This window comes from Ornithinibacillus xuwenensis (assembly GCF_039614845.1).
Taxonomy (GTDB): Bacteria; Bacillota; Bacilli; order Bacillales; family Amphibacillaceae; genus Ornithinibacillus; species Ornithinibacillus xuwenensis.
Window position 1 is genome coordinate 225,630 of the sequence record NZ_JBDIML010000003.1, and the last position, 21,929, is coordinate 247,558.

The following is a 21,929-nucleotide window of genomic DNA, read 5'->3' on the forward strand; positions in this document are numbered from 1 at the left end:
TAAATGCGGAGATTGTCCAGACAGGTAAATCGGCATATCAGGAGAAGCTAGTTATTTATATCTACAGGATAATGGCAGTCTGTGATATGTTTTCCTAAACAGACTCGTCCAAAAATAAGAGAGAGCATTCTCCTAAAGAGACGCTCTCCAATCTTACAATAATAAATTCATAAATGTTGTAGCTAAACCAAAATAGATAAGTACTGAGATAATATCATTGATTGTCGTAATAAATGGTCCAGATGCTACCGCTGGATCAATTTTCAAGCGATGCATAAGGATTGGAATTAAGGAGCCTGCAAGCGTGGCAACAATTAATGTTAACATGATGGACAATCCTACAAGCATTCCAAGATAAAAATTGTCTTTCCATAGGAAAATGACAGCAGTAATAATGACTCCACAAACCGTTCCAGTAATGAGCCCTGTTCCTGCTTCTCGAATCACTAGCTTCAACTTTCCTTCATTTCCATACTCACCTGTTGCAAGTCCTCTAACCGCAACCGCTAAGGCCTGTGTACCAGTATTTCCCGCCATCCCAGCAATTAACGGAATAAAGATTGACAATATCGTTACTTGGCTAAGGGTAGCTTCAAACTGCCCGATTAAGCTAGCTGTTAACAATCCCAAAAACAATAAGATAACTAGCCAAGGAAGCCGCTTTTTCGCTGCAACAATTGGGTTGGTATCAGGCTTATCACCATCTGTTATACCGGCTAGCTTAGAGTAATCTTCACTTGCCTCTTCTTCGATGACATCTAAAATATCATCTACGGTAATAATCCCTAATAAATGATGCTGAAAGTCTACAACTGGCACAGCTAGAAAGTCATAGTCTTTCATTATTTTAGCTACTTCCTCTTGATCCTCTGCAACAGATACCGAGAAGATATTTTCACTCATTATCGCTTCAATTTTTGTATCATCTTCTGCAATGATTAGATCGCGTAGGGAAAGAACGCCAACTAGTCTTTTATCCTGATCAACCACGTAAAGATAGTAAATTGTTTCCGCATCGGGCCCTTCCTCTTTAAGCTGGACCATTGTAGCCTTAACGGATTGTGTTTTATAAACTGAGATAAATTCAGTCGTCATAATACTACCGGCTGTTTTTTCTTCGTAATGAAGTAAGTCCTTAATCTCGTCAGCATCTTCATCATCCATAATAGTCAGAAAGCTAACGACTTTATCCTTATCCATTTCATTTAAGATATCAACCGCATCATCTGTAGACATTTCTGCAAAAATCATGGACGCAAATCTTGGATCCATTTCTGCAAAAAATGGCTGTATTTCTTCAATTTCAATATGTTCCATCATTTCCGCAACTTCTTCTGGTGATAAATAGCTGTACAGGAGCATTCTGTTAGCTGCATCTATTTCCATAAAAAACTGCGCCTGGTCGTATGGATGCATATCTAAGAATTGTTCCCGAAATTCCTCAATTTTCTCCCCATCCAATAGCTGTTGGATCTGTTTCAATTGCTCTAGCTTTATTTCGTCTATGTTTTCCATGGCACAGCCCCCTTTACCTAGTTACTAGTATAGTTATACCATACCCTTAAAAAATGTTCAGCTAACATAGTGAAAGAATGTTATAATGATATAATGCTTAGCGAGAGAATGGAGACGTCCTATCAGGTTATCTATACGGATTGAAGAATAGCTACCAAATGTCTCCACCTATCACATCACATGAAAATTTATTGAATCCTAACGTGAAAAATACTTGAAAATCGTGTAAACTTTAGAAGTAGCGCAAGAATTATACAGAAAGTAAGGATATCCTATGAACACATCAAAAAATAACATTGATTATACATTAATTTCAATCGTATTGCTTTTGGGAATTATTAGTGTGTTTACAATTAGTACAATCGAGCCTGGTTTAGAACTCAAATATCAAGGTGTGACATTTAAGCAAACGCTTTGGTATATTGCAGGAGGAATAATCATCTCCGTTATTATGTTAATTGATTATGACCGCTTTAGACAGCTAACCTGGGTGATGTACAGTATTGGAATGGTATTATTATTGATGCTATTCTTCCATTTTCCATCACCTATTATCCATGAAGCAAATGACGCAGTTAGCTGGATTAAGTTCCCGGTAATCGGTACCTTACAGCCTGCTGAGTTTATGAAGGTAATCTTAATCTTAACCCTAGCACATGTCATGTACAGTCATAATAAGAAGCACATAAATCAAACGACTAAAAGCGACCTCTGGTTGCTCGCAAAAATAATTGTTATCGCATTGCCTCCTATGGGATTAATAGCTGTTCAACCAGATTTAGGCGGGTTTTTAGTACTAACAGCAATCGTTGGTGCGATGATTCTTGTTTCAGGTATTCGATGGCGGCTTATTTTTTCGATCTTTCTAATAGGGATCGGAATAATTGGTTTAATTGTTGGAGCCTATTTCTTATTCCCTGATACAGTTGCAGTGTTTTTAGAAGAAACTGTTTTCAAGCATGTTTCTAGTAGATTTTATGGTTGGCTCGCTCCAGAGCAATATTCCGATTCCGGCTTTCAACTTGTGCTAGCAATGATGGCGATTGGATCCGGTCAATTGTTCGGAAAAGGTATCCAGCAAATGCAGGTCTATGTTCCAGAGCGTCACACTGACATGATATTCACGGGAGTTGCGGAGCAGTTTGGTTTTATTGGTGCTAGTATTGTTGTCACGTTATTTTTCTTATTGCTTTACCGATTAATCCATATTGCAATACAAAGTAATGATAATTATGCAAGCTATATTATAACTGGTATTGTCGGGATGTTTGCCTATCAAATCTTTCAAAATATCGGGATGTCTATTCAATTACTCCCAATTACAGGTCTGCCGCTTCCATTCCTAAGCTATGGTGGGAGCTCCACACTCACCTATTTAATTGCAATTGGGATTGTATTAAATATACATTCGCGAACGAAAAAATATATGTTTGAATAAGCGAGAATAGCACATACTATTCTCGCTTTTCTTATAGAAGAGGTGATGACATGAAAATAGATGTGATTGGTGATATTCATGGTTGTTTTGATGAGCTATGTACGTTATTTCTAGAATTAGGTTATAAAAAGGAACGGAACTTTTTCGTACATCAGGATGGTAGGATTCCAGTATTTGTTGGTGACTTAACAGACCGAGGACCGGCGTCCATCAAAGTGATGGAACTTGTATATGAAATGGTGGTGCAACAGAAGAAAGCACGGTATGTACCGGGGAATCATTGTAATAAGCTCTATCGGTTCTTTTTAGGCAATAAAGTGCAGCAGCAACATGGACTAGAGACAACCGTTGCTGAATATGAAACACTTGATAAACAAAAACAAGCAAAGGTCCGCAAACAATTCATAACCTTGTATGAAGATGCTCCACTTTATTTACAATTACTAGAAGCAAATGCTGTCATTGCACATGCTGGAATCAAACAATCCTATATTGGCAGACATGATAAAAAAGTGAAAACCTTTGTGTTATATGGTGATATTACCGGAGAGTTTGATGAGGATGGTCGACCTATTCGAAGGGACTGGGCACAGCATTATCAAGGAAACACGTGGATTGTTTATGGTCACACACCTGTGCTTAATCCTAGAATTATCAATAGAACCATTAATATCGATACTGGTTGTGTGTTTGGAAATAAGCTAACAGCATTTCGACTTCCAGAAGAAATTACCGTTTCCATCCCTTCTGAACAACCATTACTTGAAGAAAAATTTAGATCCTTCCCAGATGAATAATTAATGTTCATCTGAGAGGATCTTTTTCATATCCTTCGCAAGAGGCACAGAAAATGTCATCCACTCTTTCGTTTGCGGATGCTCAAAGCCAAGTTCAAAGCAATGTAAAGCTTGTCTTGTAATCGACTCCTTCGAACCACCGTACAAATCATCTCCAGCGAGTGGATGTCCAATAAAGGAGAAATGAACACGAATTTGATGGGTTCTGCCAGTTTCTAACTGAACTGCTACTAATGCATGATTTAGGTTATTGTTCTTTACTTGATAGTGGGTTACAGCATGCTGCCCATCTTCACGGACTTCCCGTTCAATAATGGAGTCTGCTTTCCGACCAATATTTGCACGAATAACTCCTTTTCTATGGGTTGGACTACCTTCTACGATTGCATAATACTTTCGTTTCACTTTTCCTTGCTTTTGAGCAGTTGATAAAATGGAATGACTGTAACGATGCTTAGCAATCAGTAACAAGCCAGAAGTATCACGGTCAAGCCTTGTTACAACATGAACCGTATAAGGAATGTTGTGTTTCACATAATGATGTAGCACACCATTCGCAATTGTCCCAGTTTGGTGATGGAAGGATGGAATGGTTGCAACCCCTGCCTGCTTGTTAATAACTAATACAGAGTCATCCTCGTACAGGATATCTAGAGGGATTTCCTCCGGGGTCATGTGGGTTCCCTTTCTCTCGTTTGGGAACTCTACACATACTACATCGCCAATCTGTAACTCATACCGTAAATTTTGTTCTCGACCATTAACTAATAATTTCCCACCATCATAAATAAGGCTTTTCAGGATTCTCCTAGAAAAGCCTTGTTCGTTTCGTAAAAAGTCCCGCAATAGTATGCTTTTATTAGCTTGTGTAATCTGCCATTGCATCATGTCACCTAGTTTTCAGTAATAAAGGAATCCCGTACACGATTCCAGAATGGAAATGGTCTAAATCGAGCAAAACGAATTTTCTCTTTCGCTACTCGACATTGAATCGATTTAACATTGGTATAATTATGGGTAATATGATCAATCGTGATAAAGAAGCTACGTTCAACCAATGGTTTTAATAAGCAAGTATGATGCTTTGGCAAAATAAGTGGAGAGCCGATTGTACGAAAGACACGGTTATTAATTGAAGCCATTTCAGTTAACTGAATAGCTTCTAATGTAGGATGAATGATTCCACCACCAAGTGCCTTATTATAAGCAGTACTACCAGAAGGAGTTGAGATACAAAGCCCATCACCGCGAAATGTCTCAAATCGTTCTCCTTTTATCTCCACATCGAATACAACAGAACCGTCTGGTGTTTTTATCGTTGCTTCATTTAAAGCTAGATAGGAGTCGACTTTGTTTCCAGTTTTCGATCGAATAATAACCTCTAATAATGGATACTCGACGACTTGAAATGGTGTTTTGGCAATCTCAATCACGAGTTTTTCCAATTCCTCTGGAACATAATCAGCGTAAAAACCTAAATGTCCAGTATGTACACCAATAAAAGCGGTAGATTGAAGACGATGGTTGTACCGATGAAACGCCTCTAAAAAAGTACCATCTCCCCCAACAGAGATAACTAAATCAGGTTCTGCTCTATCATAGATTAGATCAAAATCAATTAGATGTTGCTTCATGGTTGCCTTAATTTGATTGGATCGTTCATCGCCTTTTGAAATAATTTTAAACTTCATTGAATGCCCTCCCTCATGCTACTTCCGATGAAATATTCGCTGTGCTTCTTGCACTTCTGTCTTAATTTTAGACATTTCTTCATCTAGCTTAAATGCTGCCTCTGCCGCACGTTGTAATCGTTTCTTTATTTCTTCCGGGATTCTCCCCTTATATTTATAGTTTAATGAATGCTCATTCGTTGCCCAGAAATTCATTGCAAGTGTACGAATTTGAATCTCTGCCTGAACAACCTTCATTCCATGTATCGTTTCCACAGGATATTCAATAATCATATGATAGGAACGATATCCACTCGCCTTTTTATGTGATATGTAATCTTTTTCTTCAATAATCGTAAAATCTTTCCGAGATTTTAGCATGTCGATAACCGTATAAATATCGTCTACAAATTGACATACGACGCGAACCCCAGCTATATCTTGAATTTCTTCTTCCATACGGTCAAATGATATATGTCTTTTCTCTGCTTTTTCTAATATACTTTTTACAGGCTTTACTCGACCAGTTATAAATTCGATTGGTGAGTGTCTAGACTCATATTCAAATTGAGCACGCATTCCCCTTAACTTTACCTTTAATTCTTCTACCACCTGTTTATATGGTGCAAGTATTGCTTCCCAGTTCATCAAAACACCACCTGTGTCTATTAACATGATTCGTCCTTATTTTAACACAAATAGAATGGATATTCTTTGCATAATTACGTCTTATTAGCCATAATCAATATAATTAGACAATTAATACCCATGGAGGGCCATATATGGCACAAGAAATTGAAATTGAATTTAAGAATTTATTAACGAAAGCAGAATATGTATTACTTTTGGATCGCCTTCCCTTTCCAAAAGAAGGCCAGAACCAAACAAACTACTATTTTGAGACGACTGACAATAAATTGCAAATAAAGAATTCTGCTTTACGAATCCGTGAAAAAAATGAAGCGTTCAAGTTAACCCTGAAAGAGCCTCATCCAGAGGGGCTATTGGAAACTCATGATTCTCTAACGAAAAGAGAGGCAATGGAATGGATGAATGGGAATCCAATACCTAAGGAAGCTACGACAAAACAGCTAAACCAGTTGGGGGTTTGTGTTGCGGATTTAATATACAAAGGAAAATTGATGACTAGCCGACATGAATACGATCAAGATGGATTAATTTATGTATTGGACCATAGTATTTACCTTGACCATGAGGATTATGAATTAGAAATAGAAGCTACTAATCGACAGGCAGGGCTACAGGCACTTGACACCGTATTAAATGATTGGGGTATTGAGCGTAAGGAGACCCCTAATAAAATCGCTCGTTTTTTTAGCAGAATAAAATAGGAAATATTTACTAATATTGCAATCAGATAATTTGCTCCATTAATCGTATTGTTGCTACAATAAAGACAAATCTTAAAGGAGTTACCTGTATGACAACAGTACCTGGAACAATCTTTGAAGCGATAGGTGGATTCGAAACAATTGACCGCCTCGTCACTTCATTTTATAAACGTGTTGGGAATCATCCGGAGTTAACCCCTATTTTTCCGGACGATTTAACAGAGGTTGCACGAAAGCAAAGTCTTTTTCTCACGCAGTTCTTTGGCGGACCAAAATTATACACAGAAGAACGCGGTCATCCAATGCTTCGACGTCGACATTTACCCTTTGAAATAACACCATCAAGAAGAGATGCTTGGTTAGAATGCATGGAAGCTGCTTTAGAAGAAGCAAATATTGATGAACCTTATCGAACAGCTATATTTGAGAAGCTTACAATGACCGCTAATCACATGATGAATACACCCGAATATTAGAAAGGAGAATCGATGTGAGTTGGAAACATACTGAGCTAATGAGCTCAAAGAAAACAAACACATCGCCTGAATATAGTTGTGACATTGCCAAGAAACCGATTGAAATATACGTTTTTATAGATCCAATGTGCCCAGAATGCTGGTCACTTGAGCCTTATCTTAAAAAATTATCAATTGAATATGGACGATTTTTTACCATAAGGCCAATCATTTCTGGTTCCTCGAAGCCATTAACCCATGATAATTTTGAACAACCAAGAAAACTCAAAAAAATATGGGAAAAAACCGCATCCAGAACCGGAATGAGCTGTGATGGTGACTTATGGATTGAGAATCCAATCCATTCTCCAATTACGGCATATTTAGCAATTAAAGCAGCAGAGCTACAAGGAATTCGGTTTGGGAAAGTTTTCTTACGAAAAGTTCAAGAAAGTCTATTCCTAAAAAAACAAAATATATCCGATGAAGAAGTTTTACTGGAATGTGCCAAGGCAGCAAATTTAGACCTTCAGGAATTCCAAAATGATTTACACTCTGTCTCATCTAAGAAAGCACTTCAATGTGATTTGAAGCTTAATAAAGAAATGGAAATTGACTATATGCCTACAATGGTGTTCTTTCACAGAAATGTCGAAGAACAAGGCATTAAAATCTCAGGACTATATCCATACGAGATCTATGTACGAGTGTTAAGTGAAATGTTAGAGCATTTACCGATTCCATCACAGCATCCATCCTTGGAGGAGTTTGTTGAAAATTATGGAATGGTTGGGACAAAAGAGGTATCCGTTGTTTATAACTGGTCTTTGAATAAAGCAGAAAGAGAAATGAAGAAGCTTCAGTTAAAACAAATTGTAGAGAAAATCCCCGCCAAATATGGTGCATTCTGGAAATTTGTAACAAATAAATAATGCTATTATCATTCCATTATTAACGTAGAATCAAGGACATCTCCTTGATTTTTTGTTTGCAAAAAAATAAAGGATATACGGGGCAGCGTATATCCTTCTTTTCTCACTTCTTTGTATATAAACAAAGGGGGATGGGAGAAAGTTTCATGATCAAACAAAGGGGTTTTGTTTGTGATTCATCTCACATATATACTATAGCAAGGTCTATCTATTTTATCAATAAGATTGTACTTCCTTTCACAAATCTGTCACTTCTAATACATTTTTTGCAACATATATATCTAATAGACTACTGCTATTCAGAAAAAAGGAGGATATTCCGATGCGAGAGCTACTCCCTTATCTATTTATCATCCTTACCTTTTTCGCTGTCCTATTAAACATCTTCGGGCTGATGCAACTCATTCCAATTTATTTAACATTACCGATTCTATTTCTCTGTATTTACCTTACTGTATTTTCCTTCACACATCGAAATTCCTATCGAGGTCGTATGCGATGAACCCAAGTGAGGAATTTCTTACATAACCGAACTTATCTCTGCATTACAAAGGATGATCACCCAATACAGGGGAATCATCCTTTTTTTGTCATTACTTATTTAACAATAGGTTTTCCATCTCATTTAACTTCTCTTCAAATACATCCAATGCTGCAAGGATTGGTTGTTTTGAAGTCATGTCAACGCCAGCTTTCTTTAATACCTCAATTGGATAGTCGCTGCTTCCTGCTTTTAAGAAGTCTAGATAACGATCAACTGCTCCATCTTCACTTGATAGAATCTTGTTTGCTAATGCTGTTGCTGCTGAGTATCCAGTTGCATATTGGTATACATAATAGTTGTAATAAAAGTGAGGAATTCTCGCCCACTCCAAGCCAATTTCTTTATCGGATACAACATCTTCTCCAAAGTATTTTTTGTTTAAATCATAGTAAATTTCCGTTAAGTAATCCGCTGTTAATGCTTCGCCTGCTTGTGCGCGTTTATGAATTTCATGCTCAAACTCAGCAAACATAGTTTGACGGAATACCGTACCACGGAAGCCTTCTAAGAAGTGATTTAATAAATATAGTTTTTGTTTTTCATCGTCTAAAGTCTTTAACATGTAATCATTAAGTAACGCTTCATTACATGTAGAGGCTACTTCTGCAACGAAAATAGAATAGTTACCATAACGATATGGTTGGAATTTTCTTGTGAAATAACTGTGAGCGGAATGACCTAGCTCATGTGTTAGCGTAAATAAATCATTTACTCGTTCCTGCCAGTTCAATAAGATATATGGATTAGTTCCATAAGTACCTGATGAGTAAGCACCGCTTCTTTTTCCTTTATTCTCTTCCACGTCAATCCAACGGTTTTGGAAGCCCTCTTTGATGACATCCGTATATTCAGTACCTAGCGGCTCAAGGCTGTCTAACACATATTCCTGTGCTTTTTCATATGGAATTTCCATATCAACATCCTGAACTAATGATGTATACATATCATACATATGTAGTTCATCTACTCCAAGCACTTGCTTTCGTAATTTTGCATAGCGATGTAATAAAGGCAATCTTTCATTTACTGCTTCTACAAGATTGTCATATACTTGCTCAGGAATATTATTGTTATCTAATGCTGCCTGTCTTGCAGAATCATAATGATGTGCCTTTGCTCCAAAGTTATGTGTTTTTACAGTACCACCCAATGTTGATGCAAATGTATTTTTAAATTGTCCATAGGTATTATACATTGCCTTAAAAGCATCTTCACGAACACGACGATCTTTCGATTCCAAGAATCCTACATAACGACCATGAGTTAAGTCTACTTCTTCCCCTTTATCATTCTTAATGCTAGGGAATTTTAGGTCAGCATTGTTTAACATACCAAATGTTTGGGAACCTGTTGATAAAGCTTCTGAAGCTTCAGCAAGTAGGGCTTCCTCTGTTTCACTTAGAACATGACTACGCTGTCTAATAATTTCATTTAGTACATGTTCATATAACTTTAGTTCTTCTTTTTCTTCTAAATAGCTTTTGATTGTTGCTTCTTCCATCTTCAGGATTTCAGGAATTAAATAACTCATAGCGCTTTGCGCTAACGTAAGGACATTCTCAGCCTTAGCGTTTAATGCTTGATAAAATGAGTTTGTCGTATCCTGATCATAGCGCATATGCGCATATGTATATAACTTACCCAGTCTTGCTGATAATTGATCTTGTAATTCCAATACTTGAAAGAGAGAGTCTGCAGAATCTGCTACTTTCCCTTGAAATTCTGATATTTTTGGAATGTCGCCTTTTAAGCTATTTAATTCTTCTTCCCACGCTGCATCGCTAGCAAAGATATCTTCTAATCTCCACGTACGCTCTACAGGTACCTCACTTCTTGATTGAAGCTCTTTTGTTGCTTTTGCCAATGTAGTTCCTCCTTTTAAATCTTTCTATACATAGTAATTCGACATCAAGAAAAATATTCCTACTGAATAACTATATTATTTAGTATAACGAATCATTTATGTATCATGCTCGTAATTTGCTTGAAAATTTTTGCAAAAGGACATCCATTAGTTTAGTATCTCCTATTAATGCTTCTTCTATATGAGAATAATGGCAAAAATCGTGTGTTTTCACAAAAGCTTCAGCTGATACTTGCGTCATAAATTGAAGGTTGCATAATAATTGTAGGTACTCCATAATAGGATCTTTTGAGGGTTGAATAAGAGGTAGCGATTCGGTTGTAATCGAATTCTTTAATAGACGTTGACAAGCCTGTAATGAAATAATTTCCCCAGTAGATCTAGGGGTGATTAGTTCGAGGCAAATACGACTTTGCCAATCCCACGGTGAAGTATTCAGCAAATATTGCGATGAAACAGGAAGATAAATGACGGATGGCAAATATTCTCGATGTGTTCCTTTCAGATAGAGCCATCTATGCCACGCTAACTCTTTCCCGTAAAGTCTTCGTGGCTGATACATACGGAATTTTTGCTTTGCTTTTTTCCATTCATCCACGATCATAGTACTGGAAAGGAACATACCTTTGAACATACCTAAAAAATTCATGTCTTCAAGCTTTCGAAATGATAGTTTAGCGATTGCTTGGGAATTGGTGGTTTGAATGATATCTGTAGCAGTAATAAAAAGACTGGATGCCGGGTCGTAAAAATATATAACAAGTGGAAGTTCTGGGGTAAATTGATGAATAAAATGAAGCGTAAACTGATCAAGCTGAACTAGATTTGTACCTTTACGTTTAAAGTGGTTTGCACCAAGTATCCAGATTGGCACAATCCCTACTTTCACATAGCCCTCTGTTCGTTTCATGATTTCTTGTATGGAAATTCTGGCACATTGAAATTCAATGGCTACCTTCTTCTCATTGATTCTTAACAAGAGATCTGGGCGCTGATTAATTTCAGGAATGTATTCCTCCAATGAAGCATTCACGTTTTGACGTTGAAGCCAGTGAAATAATAAATACTTTCCCTTTTCATGGTAAACTCCTTCTCCTCCATCACCGGATGGACAGCCTGACATAATGCTGTGAGCAAAATGCGGTGTTACACTTCTGCCCGCTTTGATAATTACCTGATTGTGGCAAGTTGGACAAAAAAATCGCGCCTTGAATCGAAGTTTTTCAATTTCTTCAGAAGACAATTGGAACAGCGTTATCAGCTCTCCTGTATTTAGTTTTGCTTGAAGCATACTAGTTGAACACCTCCATCCCCTTATATTCGCTATTTAAGTGATAATTCCTGCTTTGCGCAAAAAAAAAAGACACCTTTGATAGGTATCTAAATAGTTGCTGGAAAATGAGCTCTAACCTCTTCGAAGGTGTTCGTATCAAATATCTTTTTACCATATTCATCTAATACATGAATAGTCATATCTGAGTCATCACCATACTCAAGTACTCTGGATATGATATCTTCTTGCGTATGCTCATCGAGAACATCCTCTGAAAATTCCATATATAGATAGTATTTTCCATTATAATAATATAGTGTTTCTTCCTCACTATTCGTTTCTTCTTGAAAATGATGGCTTAATTGAATTACATCCTCAAAGTCTTTAAAGCTTGCAACAATCCAAAGATTTTCTTCAATAAAGTCCTCTTCTGAATTCTCATTTGAACTATTTCCAAATTTCTCTTCCAAGAAGGATTCCACTTTTTCATCTACTGGAATATCGATTGTTGAGCCATCTTCTGTCGGGAATTCAAGGTTATCACCATTTTTAGAAAGCTGCGCTTTTGTGACAACAATTTCTAGACCTTTTTCAAGTGCGTGCACCTGAATCCATAAAGGGCCATCTACATGAAAGTCTTCCTTGTAATTTACCTCGTCCATCATTTGCCAAAATAGTTGTTCACTGCGCTCGCGATTGTACCAAATTTCTTCCCGTTGGAATCCACGATCTTCAATATCGATATAAGAGATAAAGAATTTGACCGTATTTTCATTAATTCTTTCGATTTCCATGCATTTTCTCTCCCTTCTTTTTATAATAGGCAGAAGAGCTTCTTCACCTGATCTATAGAAAGAATAATATTCTATCTTTATTTAATTGTATGTTAGCATATTGCATTTTGAAAATTAATATGCCTATATATCTTTATTTAAAACACTATTTTAACTTACTTTCGTTATTTTGTCATTACTAATATCATACACAAATCAATCATTTAGATACGAAAAGCGCAGATCACTAATATAGATCTGCGCTTTTCACTTTTCTCATCATTGTCTATCTAATTAACCATACGCTGAGCCTCGCGTAGTTGAAAGGTACGTACCGTTCTAGGTAGAAATCTGCGAATCTCATCTTCGTTATAGCCTACTTGCAGCCTTTTTTCATCAAGAATAATTGGTCTTCTTAATAAACCTGGATTTTGTTGAATCAAAGTAAATAGTTCCTTTAGAGGAAGCTGGTCAATATTAACATCTAATTTTTGAAAAACCTTCGAGCGAGTTGAAATAATTTCATCTGTACCATCTTCAGTCATACGTAAAATTTCTTTAATTTCGTCTAATGATAATGGTTCAGAAAATATATTCCTTTCCTTAAAAGGAATGTCATTAGTTTCTAGCCACGCTTTTGCTTTTCTGCAAGAAGTACAACTTGGTGAGGTATAAAGTGTTACCATGATACTTCACTCCTCATTCTGCTCACACTTTGTAAACATTTAATTTGTTATTAAATTAAAATAAGTTTAATTAACCTATATGTATAAGTATACTATACATGTCAAGCAAAAGGTAGATTATCCATAAGGAAAAAACGATTATTTGCTTGATGTTCACAAAATGTTTTCATTTACCTATAACTTACCCCAAACGATTCTCAATTAAACCTTTTTCTTTGTAAAAACCCATTTATTGTCTATATTTTTTTGTTAACAATTCAAATAATGTTAGGTTTCCTTACATTTTAAGTTGTATTATTCAAAAAAATCACAAAAAACACTTGATTTAGTTAAATAATACCCTTATGATAAGTATTATATATTATTTGATGTAATAAAACCTTACATTATATTAGGGGGGAGAACAATGAAAAAAGTGGAAGCAATCATCCGTCCAGAAAAATTTCAGAGTTTAAGAAGTAAGCTTTCTGAGATTGGTATTGGTGGATTGACAATTACAGAAGCAGCTGGAACGGGTAAACAAAAAGGAGAAAAAGGATTATTTCGAGGAACAACTTTTCAAATCCAGCTTCTACCGAAATTAAAGGTTGAAATGGTAGTTGATAATGATCAAGTGGATGAAATTGTGGGCATCATTATTGATGCATGCAACACAGGTCAAGTCGGAGATGGAAAAATCTTTATTCATCCAATTGAAGAAGTCATTCGAATTCGCACGAAAGAGCGTGGTGCAAAGGCTGTTTTATAAATTTCAAACGAATTAAGGAGGAATAATTATGAGTCCAGAGGAATTAGCGTTATCCATCAATCTCGTTTGGGTTATGTTAGGAGCTTTCCTTGTATTTTTTATGCATGCAGGCTTCGCAATGGTTGAATCAGGTTTTACTAGGTCTAAGAACACATTGAATATCTTAATGAAGAACTTCCTAACAATCAGTGTATCCGCAATACTATTTTTTATCGTTGGTTACGGACTAATGTTTGGAGGTACTATGGGATCGTTTATTGGTGTTGATGGCTTCTTATTAAGTGAAGTGGGTGATATCGGGTTCTTCGTATTCCAAGCAATGTTTGTTGCAACATGTGCAACGATCATGTCGGGTGCTGTAGCAGAAAGAATGAAACTTGGAAGCTATATGTTAATTGTAGTTGCCATGACTGCAGTTGTATATCCGGTAGTTGGTCATTGGGTTTGGCAAGGCGAGGGATGGCTTACTAATATAGGATTTAGTGATTTCGCAGGTTCAACAGTTGTTCACTTAACTGGTGCTGTAGGTGCACTAGTAGTTGTATTAATTTTAGGTCCTCGTTTAGGAAAATATAGCGGAAAGAAAGTCAATGTCATACCTGGGCATAATATTCCATTAGGAGCTCTCGGTGTGTTTATACTATGGCTTGGATGGTTCGGCTTTAACGGTGGTAGCTCATTAGCTGCTGACCCAGAATTAGTGCCAATGGTGATTGGAACAACCTTATTATCTACTTCCGCAGCACTTATATCTTCAGCCGCTTATACAAAACTACGATTTAAACGTGTAGATGCTTCATTATCGCTTAACGGAGTTTTAGCTGGTTTAGTAGGAATAACGGCGGGTTGTGCAGAAATTTCACTTGGCGGATCTATTATCGTTGGATTGATATCTGGTGTCATTCTAGTAGAGGGTATTCGTTTCTTAGATGCGAAGCTTAAAATTGATGACCCAGTTGGGGCCATTACCGTTCATGGCCTTTTGGGAATCTGGGGAACTTTAGCAGTAGGGTTGTTTTCCACCTCTACGGGTGTTTTCTATGGACACGGTTTATCACAGTTAGGAATTCAAACAGTTGGCGTTCTTGCTGTCATCGCTTGGGTAGCTGTTACAATTGGTGGATTTACGCTGTTATTAAATGCAATCTCCCCTATTCGTGTAGCCAAAGAAGAAGAGATTGCTGGTCTAGACTTTGCTGAGCATGGATCGAACGCTTATGATTTTAAAGAAACACTGTTAACAAATGATGATATGGAATCTCCTGCAACTGGCCTTGCCCTAGCAGATCGTTTAAACAACTTAACGGTAAGTCAAACAAAAAGTAAAACCGTTCAATAATGGTAGAACACTATTGCTTATCAGCATTAGTTTCTATATAGCAACTCCCTAAAAGTGACGCAACAAGCCTCTTCCTGATTGGAAGAGGCTTGTTGCGTTTGTATTTACAATAATTCACGCACATACATCATATTACATTATGGGAAAGCTTATATTTACTTGACTTGATCTTGTTCTAGCCCAGCTAAGATATCTTCTGATTCTCGATCCTCATTATACGTTAGCACTTCATCGACAGGCTGATATGCCTGACCATAGATTTCTTCATCCTTATAAGTATGAATATACTCGTACATTTTACGCATTTGTTCGTAAATCATTTCCTCTGATTCATTACTTGGTGACCAATAAAGGATTTCCATTGCGTTTTCTTTATTTGTCGCAAGTGATCGACGATTGTATCCAATTGACTGTGCATGTGTAAATCCTTCACGTTTGTAAAAATGTAGTCTCTTTTCGGTATCTGTATCATCATAATCCACCGGTTCTACTTCAAGAATTATCGGCTTATTATGCTGTTTCAATTTCTCAATTAGCTTGTGACCAATACCTTGTCCTCTTGATTTTGCTGAAACCCATACATAATCGATGAAAATAAAGGTGTCAAACTCAGCATACATCAAAACATGAAATGGACCTTCATCTTTATGATATACGTCACCTTTTTCCTTTAATAGTAGCTCCATATGTTCTTTAGATTTCATTTCCTCTATCGGGAAATACTTGCTTAGCTTTTCATACCAATCCATTGATCTACTCCTTCGTCTTTCGTTGTTTGTGTGACACAGTACCATTAGTACAATATGTGAAATGCTATAAATTTATACTGCCAGTACATGTCTTAGGTAACCTAACATTTACAAGTTATATTAATTATAACGAAAACGCTATATTATGTTAAATCGCCTTTCGGGTTGAATAGTATCAGTATATGTAGTTATACGAAAAAAAGCGGAACTTTTATTAACAGTTTCGCTTTTTTTCCTATATTATGGCGTATAATCAACGTTTTCCGAGTACGTATTTCCTGCATTCCATATTAAAAACTCATTTATTCCATTATCTTGAAGCGCCTTGATTTGTGCCTCTACCTCCGCTTTACCATACTGTGTAACTGGTAAACCAGTTCCTGAATAGATCCAAGGAGCTTCAAAATCCTGAATCCACGGTCTAGATACCGGCGGGTTTTCAAGTTTTCCGAGCACTTCATTTTCTACTTTTGCATATTCAGCTGTTAAGCGATATGGTTCCGCATCTGGAACTGCAATTCCAAAGTAATTATTGGTCCAATGACTAGGATAAATCATCGAAGAAATAACATCGACATTCGATGATATTTTTGAGAAGTTTTGACCAATCCCAGGCGCTTCTGGTATCGTTGCAGAATATCCAAAGATATCAACAGATACATCAACATCATAAGGCTCTAGCTCTTTTTTTGCATATGCAACAAAATCTGTCACAGCTTGTACACGTCTTTGCACATTATCCAACTCAGAATCTGCGTAATCACCCTGCGAGTAACCTAGCTCATGATCACGATGCTCAAATCCTTCTGGGAAACGAACATAATCAAATTGGATTTCTTTAAAGCCCATTTCAGCTGCCATTTTAGCAATTTCAACATTATATTCCCAAACTTCTTTCATAAATGGGTTTACAAAAGCTTCACCACGATTATTTTTCCATACTTCACCATTCTCCGTGTACGATAAATCTGGACGGCTTTTTGCAAGAACACTATCCTTAAATACAACAATTCTTGCAATTGGATAAACTTCATTTTCTTCCAAAGTTTCCATCATTTGAACAGGATTCTTAATATAATTTTGGCCAATATCTGCATAAGGAGATCCTTCTTCTGTCTTATACGTTAAATACCCATGATCATCTTTAATGTCAACAACCATTGCATTAAGGTCTGTTGTATTGACTAAATTCAATAACGTATCAAAACGACTACCACCAGCAGAATGTCCTGTTACATAAATCCCTCTTACCGCATCTGGATATTCAAAATGATAACCCGAATCAAAAACAAAGCGCTTTAGATCTGCACTTTCATCCAACGGCTGAATACTTGTCTGTCTCTGTGGATGGTCAGATGCAACTAATTCTTCATCTCCACTACTTTTTTCGGGTATTGCAAACGGAAGTATAATTACGAGTAGGAGAGCTATTGGAATAATGAGTCTCTTAAGTTGTGTATTTTTCATACTATCAATCTCCTAAACAAAAATTAAGTATGCTCCCTCAAGTTGATTTCACAACTATTCGTTTGCAACACTTTAAATCTATTATAAAACAGAAATGTTAGAATTTGAATGGAAAATACTAGATTTATGTCGATATTTTGCCTTATTTATGTCGGATAAAAGCAAGAAATAACGATTTAAGCTATTTCCAATTGTAGGATTAGCTCATTTTCTAATTTTGCCATTTTTTAACTACAAATCGTTTCCTTACATAAAAGGTTAATTTAAGTAGATACGGGCAAATTACAAAAGAATATACATCTAGACACAAGAAAGGAGTTTTGTACGTGTGAATATGCGTAAATGGTTAATTATTACTGGCACGATCCTTTTCATACTCGTTGGATGTAGGAATCAAGATGAAACAAAGGATGAAGGGCAAAAAGAAGAAACACCAACAGAAGAAACAGAAAACGATTCAGACAAAAAAGATGCGCATAGTTCTGTTCAACATATGGACTATAAGGCAGAGGTAGCGCCCGACTTTTCAGCTGAGGAGTTGACAAAGGATCCTGCAGGCAACTGGGTGACCAATGGTGGAAATATTTATAATGGCAGGTATTCACCATTAGAAAAAATTGATACATCAAATGTGAAGAACCTTAAGGTTGAATGGGTTACGAGCTTGGGATCTGGTTCTGAATTTAAGTATTCTGGTGAAGCAACACCACTTGTCTATGATGGCGTTATGTTTACTATTACAGGAGCGAATGTTGTACAGGCTCTCGATGCCAAAACAGGTGAAATAATATGGGAATACACCCCTCAGATAGCAGACGGATTAGATACGGTGTGCTGTGGGTGGACAAGCCGAGGAGTTGCTTTAGGAAATGGACTTGTATTTGTCGGATTATTAGATGCACGCCTAATTGCTCTTGATCAAAAAACCGGTGAGTTAGTTTGGGAGACACAAGTGGCAGAATGGGAAAAAGGATATACGATAACAAGTGCTCCACTATTTTATGATGGAAAGGTTTATACCGGTATTGCTGGTGGCGAATATGGGATTCGAGGATTTTTAGCCGCTTATGACGCCGAAATGGGTAGAGAGCTGTGGCGAACGTATACACTCCCCGCTCCTGGTGAGGAAGGATCAGAAACCTGGCCAGAGGATAGTAATAGCGCCATTACTGGTGGGGCTCCCATTTGGCAGACGCCAGCTGTAGACCCAGAGTTAGGAATGATTTATTTTGCAACTGGAAACACATCACCTGACTTAGATGGAAGTAATCGTGAAGGTGATAATCTATATTCCGACTCGGTTCTGGCTTTAGATGCAGATACTGGTGATTATCAATGGCACTTTCAGGAGGTACATCATGATATTTGGGATATGGACCCTGCCAACCCGGTTGTACTATTCGATGTTGAAATGGATGGGCAAATGAAAAAAGGTATTGCTCAAGCTGGAAAAACCGGATGGGTGTATATTCTGGATCGAACAAACGGTGAACCGTTAATCGGAATTGAAGAAAAACCAGTTCCTCAGGATGATAGACAAAAAACATCTCCTACACAACCATTTCCAATCGGTGATAACTTTGTACCACAATCCATATCGGAAGAGGATATTAAAAATGATTTACCAGAAGATTTTGAAGGTAAGGTTGGTGACATGTTTACACCATTCTGGGATGAGCCAATGACGATAAAACCATCTCCTCAAGGTGGAGCAAACTGGCCACCTTCTGCCTATAATCCAAATACTGAAATGTTTTATGTATTAGGAAATGACAACTATTTCGCCTACGCTCATTATGCAGAGGATGAAGCAAATAAGTTTGTAGAGGGGAAAGAATGGATTGGGAGTATTTGGCAGCCGGTTGAGAATACACCTAGTCGAGGAACAGTTACCGCTATCGACATAAAAACCAATAAAATTGTTTGGCAAAAAAATTGGGATAGTATTGCGTACAGTGGAATATTGACCACAAAAGGGAATCTCGTTTTTACTGGTCATAATGATGGACGGATTATTGCATATGATGCAACAACTGGAGACCAAGTGTGGGAATTTATGACCGATGCTGGTGCAAACGCTCCCCCAATTACGTACGAGGTTGATGGCAAACAGTATATTTCAATCTTTTCAGCAGGAAACACTTTAGCCGGAAGTAAGCATGGGGATAAAATTTATACATTCTCCTTAGAAGGAGAATACGCATCATTAGAGGATATCCCAGAGGACGCCATTAATACATCTCCAGTTCACAAGGATACTGACAATGACAATAGTGAAGGTGTAACAGAAAGTGACGGCGGAGAAGTTGCCGAACAAGGATTAAAGCTATATGAAAACAATTGTCTAGCATGTCATGGTGCCGAAGGTGTTGGTGGCCATAATGGACCAAACATAGAAAATGCTACCCTTAGCGATGAGGAACTAGTAGAGCAAATTAAAAAGGGCGGCGGATCTATGCCAAAGTTTGAAGACATATTGTCAGAAGAAGAAATTAATGCTCTGGTGGAGTATTTAAAGACACTTATGAATAAGGATGAATAAGCAAAAAAACAAAGGTAATTGCTTGATTAGCAATTACCTTTGTTTCATTATTCTGAGGATGATTTTTCTGCTAGTGGAACGTGTATTAATCGGTCATCCTTTTCTGTTGGTTCACCGCGACTGTCATGATTATTTGTTATGGTAAATAATCCATCATCTTCGATTAGAACATCACGCAGCCTTCCCGCTTCATCATAGAAATCTTTAATTTCACCATTCGCTAAATCATATGTGAAAATTTTCTTACCTGCCAAGGAGGCAATAAACAATTGTCCATCACGAAAAGCCATACCAGATGGAGCCCATGTCTCATTTCCAGAATGAAACACTGGCGTCACCATATCAGGAGCTTCCTCATCACCTTGAATTTCTGGCCAACCATAGTTGTTTCCTGATTCAATTATATTAATTTCATCATGACCATCTTCACCGTGCTCCGAGCTATATAAGGTCCCATTATCATCCCAAGATAACCCTTGAGAATTACGATGTCCATATGAGAACACATACGAATCTGCAAATGGATTATCCTCCGGTACCTCCCCATTTAGCTCCAACCTTAAAATTTTTCCAGCGAGGCTATCTAGATCTTGTGCAAGCTCACCTTTTCCAGTATCACCAGTAGTAGCATACAGTTTACCATCTGGGCCAATTTGAACCCTGCCTCCATTATTAAGCTCGCCACCAGGAATTTCTTCTAATAATACAGAATCTTCCTTCCACGTGGTTCCATCCAAAACTAAAGAGACAATCCGATTAAGGGTTTCCCCATCCTTTTCATACGTATGAAAAGCAAATGCTTTCTTTGAAGTCTCAAAATCTGGAGCTAACGTAAATCCAAGAAAGCCACCTTCACCTTCATGAAGAATTGCTTCGTTAACCTGTACATCCTGGACCTCAACTAGCCCAAAATCCCCATCAATCTCCACCACGGTTCCATCCCTTTGACTTAAGTAAAACAAGCTTCCATTTTTATTGATTGTCCAAGGAATAAAAAGCTTATTCGCATTGATATTTCCATCATCTGAAGAAACCACCTCAACGGATTCTTCCAAAACCTGAATCGCATCTTTATTATCTTTATGAGTAGGTTGCTTAGTCTCCTCATCTACGTTCCGATTATTCGATAAAAGCATAACAACGCTTGCAACAAGAAGCAAGCCAATCAACCCTAAAAAACCATATTTTTTCAATAATATTCACCTCTTACTTTCTTTTTCTACATCACTTACATTTCGTTATTGTTTACTATAAATGTCTTCTGTGTACCATCCTTGAACTTTACTTCTAATTCAGCTTTCAAAAAATTTTCTGGCAGGTTGAATACCTCAAGTGATGCCTTTATTGCTTCTTCATCCGTCATGTCATAATGTACATCTAATTTCTGCACAAAAGGAAAAATTGCATCAAAAGCTTCCTTTCCACGAGCGTCTACTTCCTCTAACGGATAATAAAATTCCGCTTCTACTAATCCCGCATCATGTTCAATCTCACCTTCAAATTCTGTATCAGCGTATAGCACATCAAAATCTACAACAGAATAATCCAATGCATCCATTTTTTCTACAACATCCTCTATACTCATAGCTGGTTGATTTTCGCTCGTAGTTGATTGATCATGAGATGAATTTTCATCATCACCACACGCTGTTACTATAAAAACCATTGTAACGAATAAACTTGTTAAGACTAGTTTTTTCATAAACTACCTCCAATTCATTATATAGTCCCTATTATTTCCATAATTTTCATAGATATTCATAATTTTCATAGAAACGATAGTAT

General features: G+C 37.1%; 21 protein-coding genes. 9 read left to right on the forward strand and 12 right to left on the reverse strand.

The window, feature by feature from the left end; all coding sequences use genetic code 11:
• Positions 1-153: 153 nt before the first annotated feature.
• Positions 154-1,515, reverse strand: a complete 1,362-nt coding sequence (mgtE, locus tag ABC228_RS10520; protein WP_345825091.1) for a magnesium transporter — start codon at positions 1,513-1,515, stop codon at positions 154-156.
• 274 nt (positions 1,516-1,789) lie between these two features.
• On the opposite strand from mgtE, the gene ABC228_RS10525 reads away from it, so the two are divergent.
• The gene (locus ABC228_RS10525) at positions 1,790-2,953 is read left to right on the forward strand and encodes an FtsW/RodA/SpoVE family cell cycle protein (RefSeq protein WP_345825092.1); all 1,164 of its coding nucleotides are present in this window, start codon (positions 1,790-1,792) and stop codon (positions 2,951-2,953) included.
• A gap of 50 nt (positions 2,954-3,003) precedes the next feature.
• Entirely contained in the window at positions 3,004-3,750 is a 747-nt protein-coding gene (gene prpE / locus ABC228_RS10530; protein WP_345825093.1) for a bis(5'-nucleosyl)-tetraphosphatase PrpE, read from the forward strand.
• On the opposite strand, the gene ABC228_RS10535 is transcribed toward prpE, so the two are convergent.
• Genes ABC228_RS10535 through yjbM form a run of 3 tightly spaced genes read right to left on the reverse strand, consistent with a single transcriptional unit; the run spans position 3,751 to position 6,068 of the window.
• Entirely contained in the window at positions 3,751-4,635 is an 885-nt protein-coding gene (locus tag ABC228_RS10535) for an RluA family pseudouridine synthase (protein ID WP_345825516.1), read from the reverse strand. It abuts the gene before it with no gap.
• Positions 4,636-4,643: 8 nt separating this feature from the next.
• Positions 4,644-5,441, reverse strand: coding sequence for an NAD kinase (locus tag ABC228_RS10540; RefSeq protein ID WP_345825094.1), 798 nt, complete (start codon positions 5,439-5,441; stop codon positions 4,644-4,646).
• A gap of 18 nt (positions 5,442-5,459) precedes the next feature.
• Positions 5,460-6,068 (reverse strand): GTP diphosphokinase, encoded by a 609-nt coding sequence (gene yjbM / locus ABC228_RS10545; RefSeq protein ID WP_345825095.1) that lies wholly within the window; start codon positions 6,066-6,068, stop codon positions 5,460-5,462.
• A gap of 134 nt (positions 6,069-6,202) precedes the next feature.
• On the opposite strand from yjbM, the gene ABC228_RS10550 reads away from it, so the two are divergent.
• The 4 genes from ABC228_RS10550 (at position 6,203) to ABC228_RS10565 (ending at position 8,661) form a co-directional block, all read left to right on the forward strand.
• Positions 6,203-6,772 (forward strand): CYTH domain-containing protein, encoded by a 570-nt coding sequence (locus tag ABC228_RS10550; RefSeq protein WP_345825096.1) that lies wholly within the window; start codon positions 6,203-6,205, stop codon positions 6,770-6,772.
• An 89-nt stretch (positions 6,773-6,861) separates the two neighbouring features.
• Positions 6,862-7,248 carry a globin domain-containing protein gene (locus ABC228_RS10555; RefSeq protein ID WP_345825097.1) on the forward strand — a complete coding sequence of 129 codons (387 nt, stop codon included), beginning with the start codon at positions 6,862-6,864 and terminating at the stop codon, positions 7,246-7,248.
• Between the two features lie 14 nt (positions 7,249-7,262).
• Positions 7,263-8,159, forward strand: coding sequence for a ClpXP adapter SpxH family protein (locus ABC228_RS10560; protein ID WP_345825098.1), 897 nt, complete (start codon positions 7,263-7,265; stop codon positions 8,157-8,159).
• Between the two features lie 322 nt (positions 8,160-8,481).
• Entirely contained in the window at positions 8,482-8,661 is a 180-nt protein-coding gene (locus ABC228_RS10565; RefSeq protein WP_345825099.1) for a hypothetical protein, read from the forward strand.
• 91 nt (positions 8,662-8,752) lie between these two features.
• Here the strand turns inward: ABC228_RS10565 and pepF are convergent, their stop codons facing one another.
• The 4 genes from pepF to spxA all read right to left on the reverse strand — a co-directional run bounded on the left by pepF (position 8,753) and on the right by spxA (position 13,299).
• Positions 8,753-10,567, reverse strand: a complete 1,815-nt coding sequence (gene pepF, locus ABC228_RS10570) for an oligoendopeptidase F (RefSeq protein ID WP_345825100.1) — start codon at positions 10,565-10,567, stop codon at positions 8,753-8,755.
• Between the two features lie 103 nt (positions 10,568-10,670).
• Positions 10,671-11,858 carry a competence protein CoiA gene (locus tag ABC228_RS10575; RefSeq protein ID WP_345825101.1) on the reverse strand — a complete coding sequence of 396 codons (1,188 nt, stop codon included), beginning with the start codon at positions 11,856-11,858 and terminating at the stop codon, positions 10,671-10,673.
• Between the two features lie 89 nt (positions 11,859-11,947).
• Complete coding sequence (gene mecA / locus ABC228_RS10580; RefSeq protein WP_345825102.1) at positions 11,948-12,634, reverse strand: adaptor protein MecA; 687 nt, start codon at positions 12,632-12,634, stop codon at positions 11,948-11,950.
• Between the two features lie 269 nt (positions 12,635-12,903).
• A complete protein-coding gene (gene spxA, locus ABC228_RS10585; RefSeq protein WP_345825103.1) occupies positions 12,904-13,299 on the reverse strand; it encodes a transcriptional regulator SpxA in 396 nt (131 codons plus the stop codon).
• Positions 13,300-13,705: 406 nt separating this feature from the next.
• On the opposite strand from spxA, the gene ABC228_RS10590 reads away from it, so the two are divergent.
• Together ABC228_RS10590 and ABC228_RS10595 are read left to right on the forward strand one after the other, a co-directional pair.
• A complete protein-coding gene (locus tag ABC228_RS10590; protein ID WP_345825104.1) occupies positions 13,706-14,047 on the forward strand; it encodes a P-II family nitrogen regulator in 342 nt (113 codons plus the stop codon).
• 28 nt (positions 14,048-14,075) lie between these two features.
• Positions 14,076-15,386, forward strand: a complete 1,311-nt coding sequence (locus ABC228_RS10595) for an ammonium transporter (RefSeq protein WP_345825105.1) — start codon at positions 14,076-14,078, stop codon at positions 15,384-15,386.
• 155 nt (positions 15,387-15,541) lie between these two features.
• Here the strand turns inward: ABC228_RS10595 and ABC228_RS10600 are convergent, their stop codons facing one another.
• Complete coding sequence (locus tag ABC228_RS10600; protein WP_345825106.1) at positions 15,542-16,135, reverse strand: GNAT family N-acetyltransferase; 594 nt, start codon at positions 16,133-16,135, stop codon at positions 15,542-15,544.
• A gap of 240 nt (positions 16,136-16,375) precedes the next feature.
• Entirely contained in the window at positions 16,376-17,602 is a 1,227-nt protein-coding gene (locus ABC228_RS10605) for a putative glycoside hydrolase (protein WP_345825107.1), read from the reverse strand.
• 334 nt (positions 17,603-17,936) lie between these two features.
• Here ABC228_RS10605 and ABC228_RS10610 point away from each other — a divergent pair, with 334 nt between their 5' ends.
• Positions 17,937-20,144 (forward strand): outer membrane protein assembly factor BamB family protein, encoded by a 2,208-nt coding sequence (locus ABC228_RS10610; RefSeq protein WP_345825517.1) that lies wholly within the window; start codon positions 17,937-17,939, stop codon positions 20,142-20,144.
• Between the two features lie 47 nt (positions 20,145-20,191).
• Here ABC228_RS10610 and ABC228_RS10615 read toward each other — a convergent pair whose 3' ends face one another.
• A complete protein-coding gene (locus ABC228_RS10615) occupies positions 20,192-21,337 on the reverse strand; it encodes a PQQ-dependent sugar dehydrogenase (protein ID WP_345825108.1) in 1,146 nt (381 codons plus the stop codon).
• Positions 21,338-21,372: 35 nt separating this feature from the next.
• On the reverse strand, positions 21,373-21,846 hold the full coding sequence (locus ABC228_RS10620) for a YusW family protein (RefSeq protein ID WP_345825109.1): 474 nt from the start codon (positions 21,844-21,846) through the stop codon (positions 21,373-21,375).
• Positions 21,847-21,929 lie beyond the last annotated feature (83 nt).

Coding starts and splice junctions, on each gene's coding strand:
- yjbM (WP_345825095.1), bottom strand. CDS start 6,068: ATGAACTGGGAAGCAATACTTGCACCATATAAACAGGTGGTAGAAGAA.
- ABC228_RS10550 (WP_345825096.1), top strand. CDS start 6,203: ATGGCACAAGAAATTGAAATTGAATTTAAGAATTTATTAACGAAAGCA.
- prpE (WP_345825093.1), top strand. CDS start 3,004: ATGAAAATAGATGTGATTGGTGATATTCATGGTTGTTTTGATGAGCTA.
- ABC228_RS10595 (WP_345825105.1), top strand. CDS start 14,076: ATGAGTCCAGAGGAATTAGCGTTATCCATCAATCTCGTTTGGGTTATG.
- ABC228_RS10590 (WP_345825104.1), top strand. CDS start 13,706: ATGAAAAAAGTGGAAGCAATCATCCGTCCAGAAAAATTTCAGAGTTTA.
- ABC228_RS10600 (WP_345825106.1), bottom strand. CDS start 16,135: ATGGATTGGTATGAAAAGCTAAGCAAGTATTTCCCGATAGAGGAAATG.
- ABC228_RS10575 (WP_345825101.1), bottom strand. CDS start 11,858: ATGCTTCAAGCAAAACTAAATACAGGAGAGCTGATAACGCTGTTCCAA.
- ABC228_RS10525 (WP_345825092.1), top strand. CDS start 1,790: ATGAACACATCAAAAAATAACATTGATTATACATTAATTTCAATCGTA.
- ABC228_RS10540 (WP_345825094.1), bottom strand. CDS start 5,441: ATGAAGTTTAAAATTATTTCAAAAGGCGATGAACGATCCAATCAAATT.
- ABC228_RS10605 (WP_345825107.1), bottom strand. CDS start 17,602: ATGAAAAATACACAACTTAAGAGACTCATTATTCCAATAGCTCTCCTA.
- ABC228_RS10555 (WP_345825097.1), top strand. CDS start 6,862: ATGACAACAGTACCTGGAACAATCTTTGAAGCGATAGGTGGATTCGAA.
- ABC228_RS10620 (WP_345825109.1), bottom strand. CDS start 21,846: ATGAAAAAACTAGTCTTAACAAGTTTATTCGTTACAATGGTTTTTATA.
- mgtE (WP_345825091.1), bottom strand. CDS start 1,515: ATGGAAAACATAGACGAAATAAAGCTAGAGCAATTGAAACAGATCCAA.
- spxA (WP_345825103.1), bottom strand. CDS start 13,299: ATGGTAACACTTTATACCTCACCAAGTTGTACTTCTTGCAGAAAAGCA.
- ABC228_RS10565 (WP_345825099.1), top strand. CDS start 8,482: ATGCGAGAGCTACTCCCTTATCTATTTATCATCCTTACCTTTTTCGCT.
- mecA (WP_345825102.1), bottom strand. CDS start 12,634: ATGGAAATCGAAAGAATTAATGAAAATACGGTCAAATTCTTTATCTCT.
- ABC228_RS10610 (WP_345825517.1), top strand. CDS start 17,937: ATGCGTAAATGGTTAATTATTACTGGCACGATCCTTTTCATACTCGTT.
- ABC228_RS10535 (WP_345825516.1), bottom strand. CDS start 4,635: ATGCAATGGCAGATTACACAAGCTAATAAAAGCATACTATTGCGGGAC.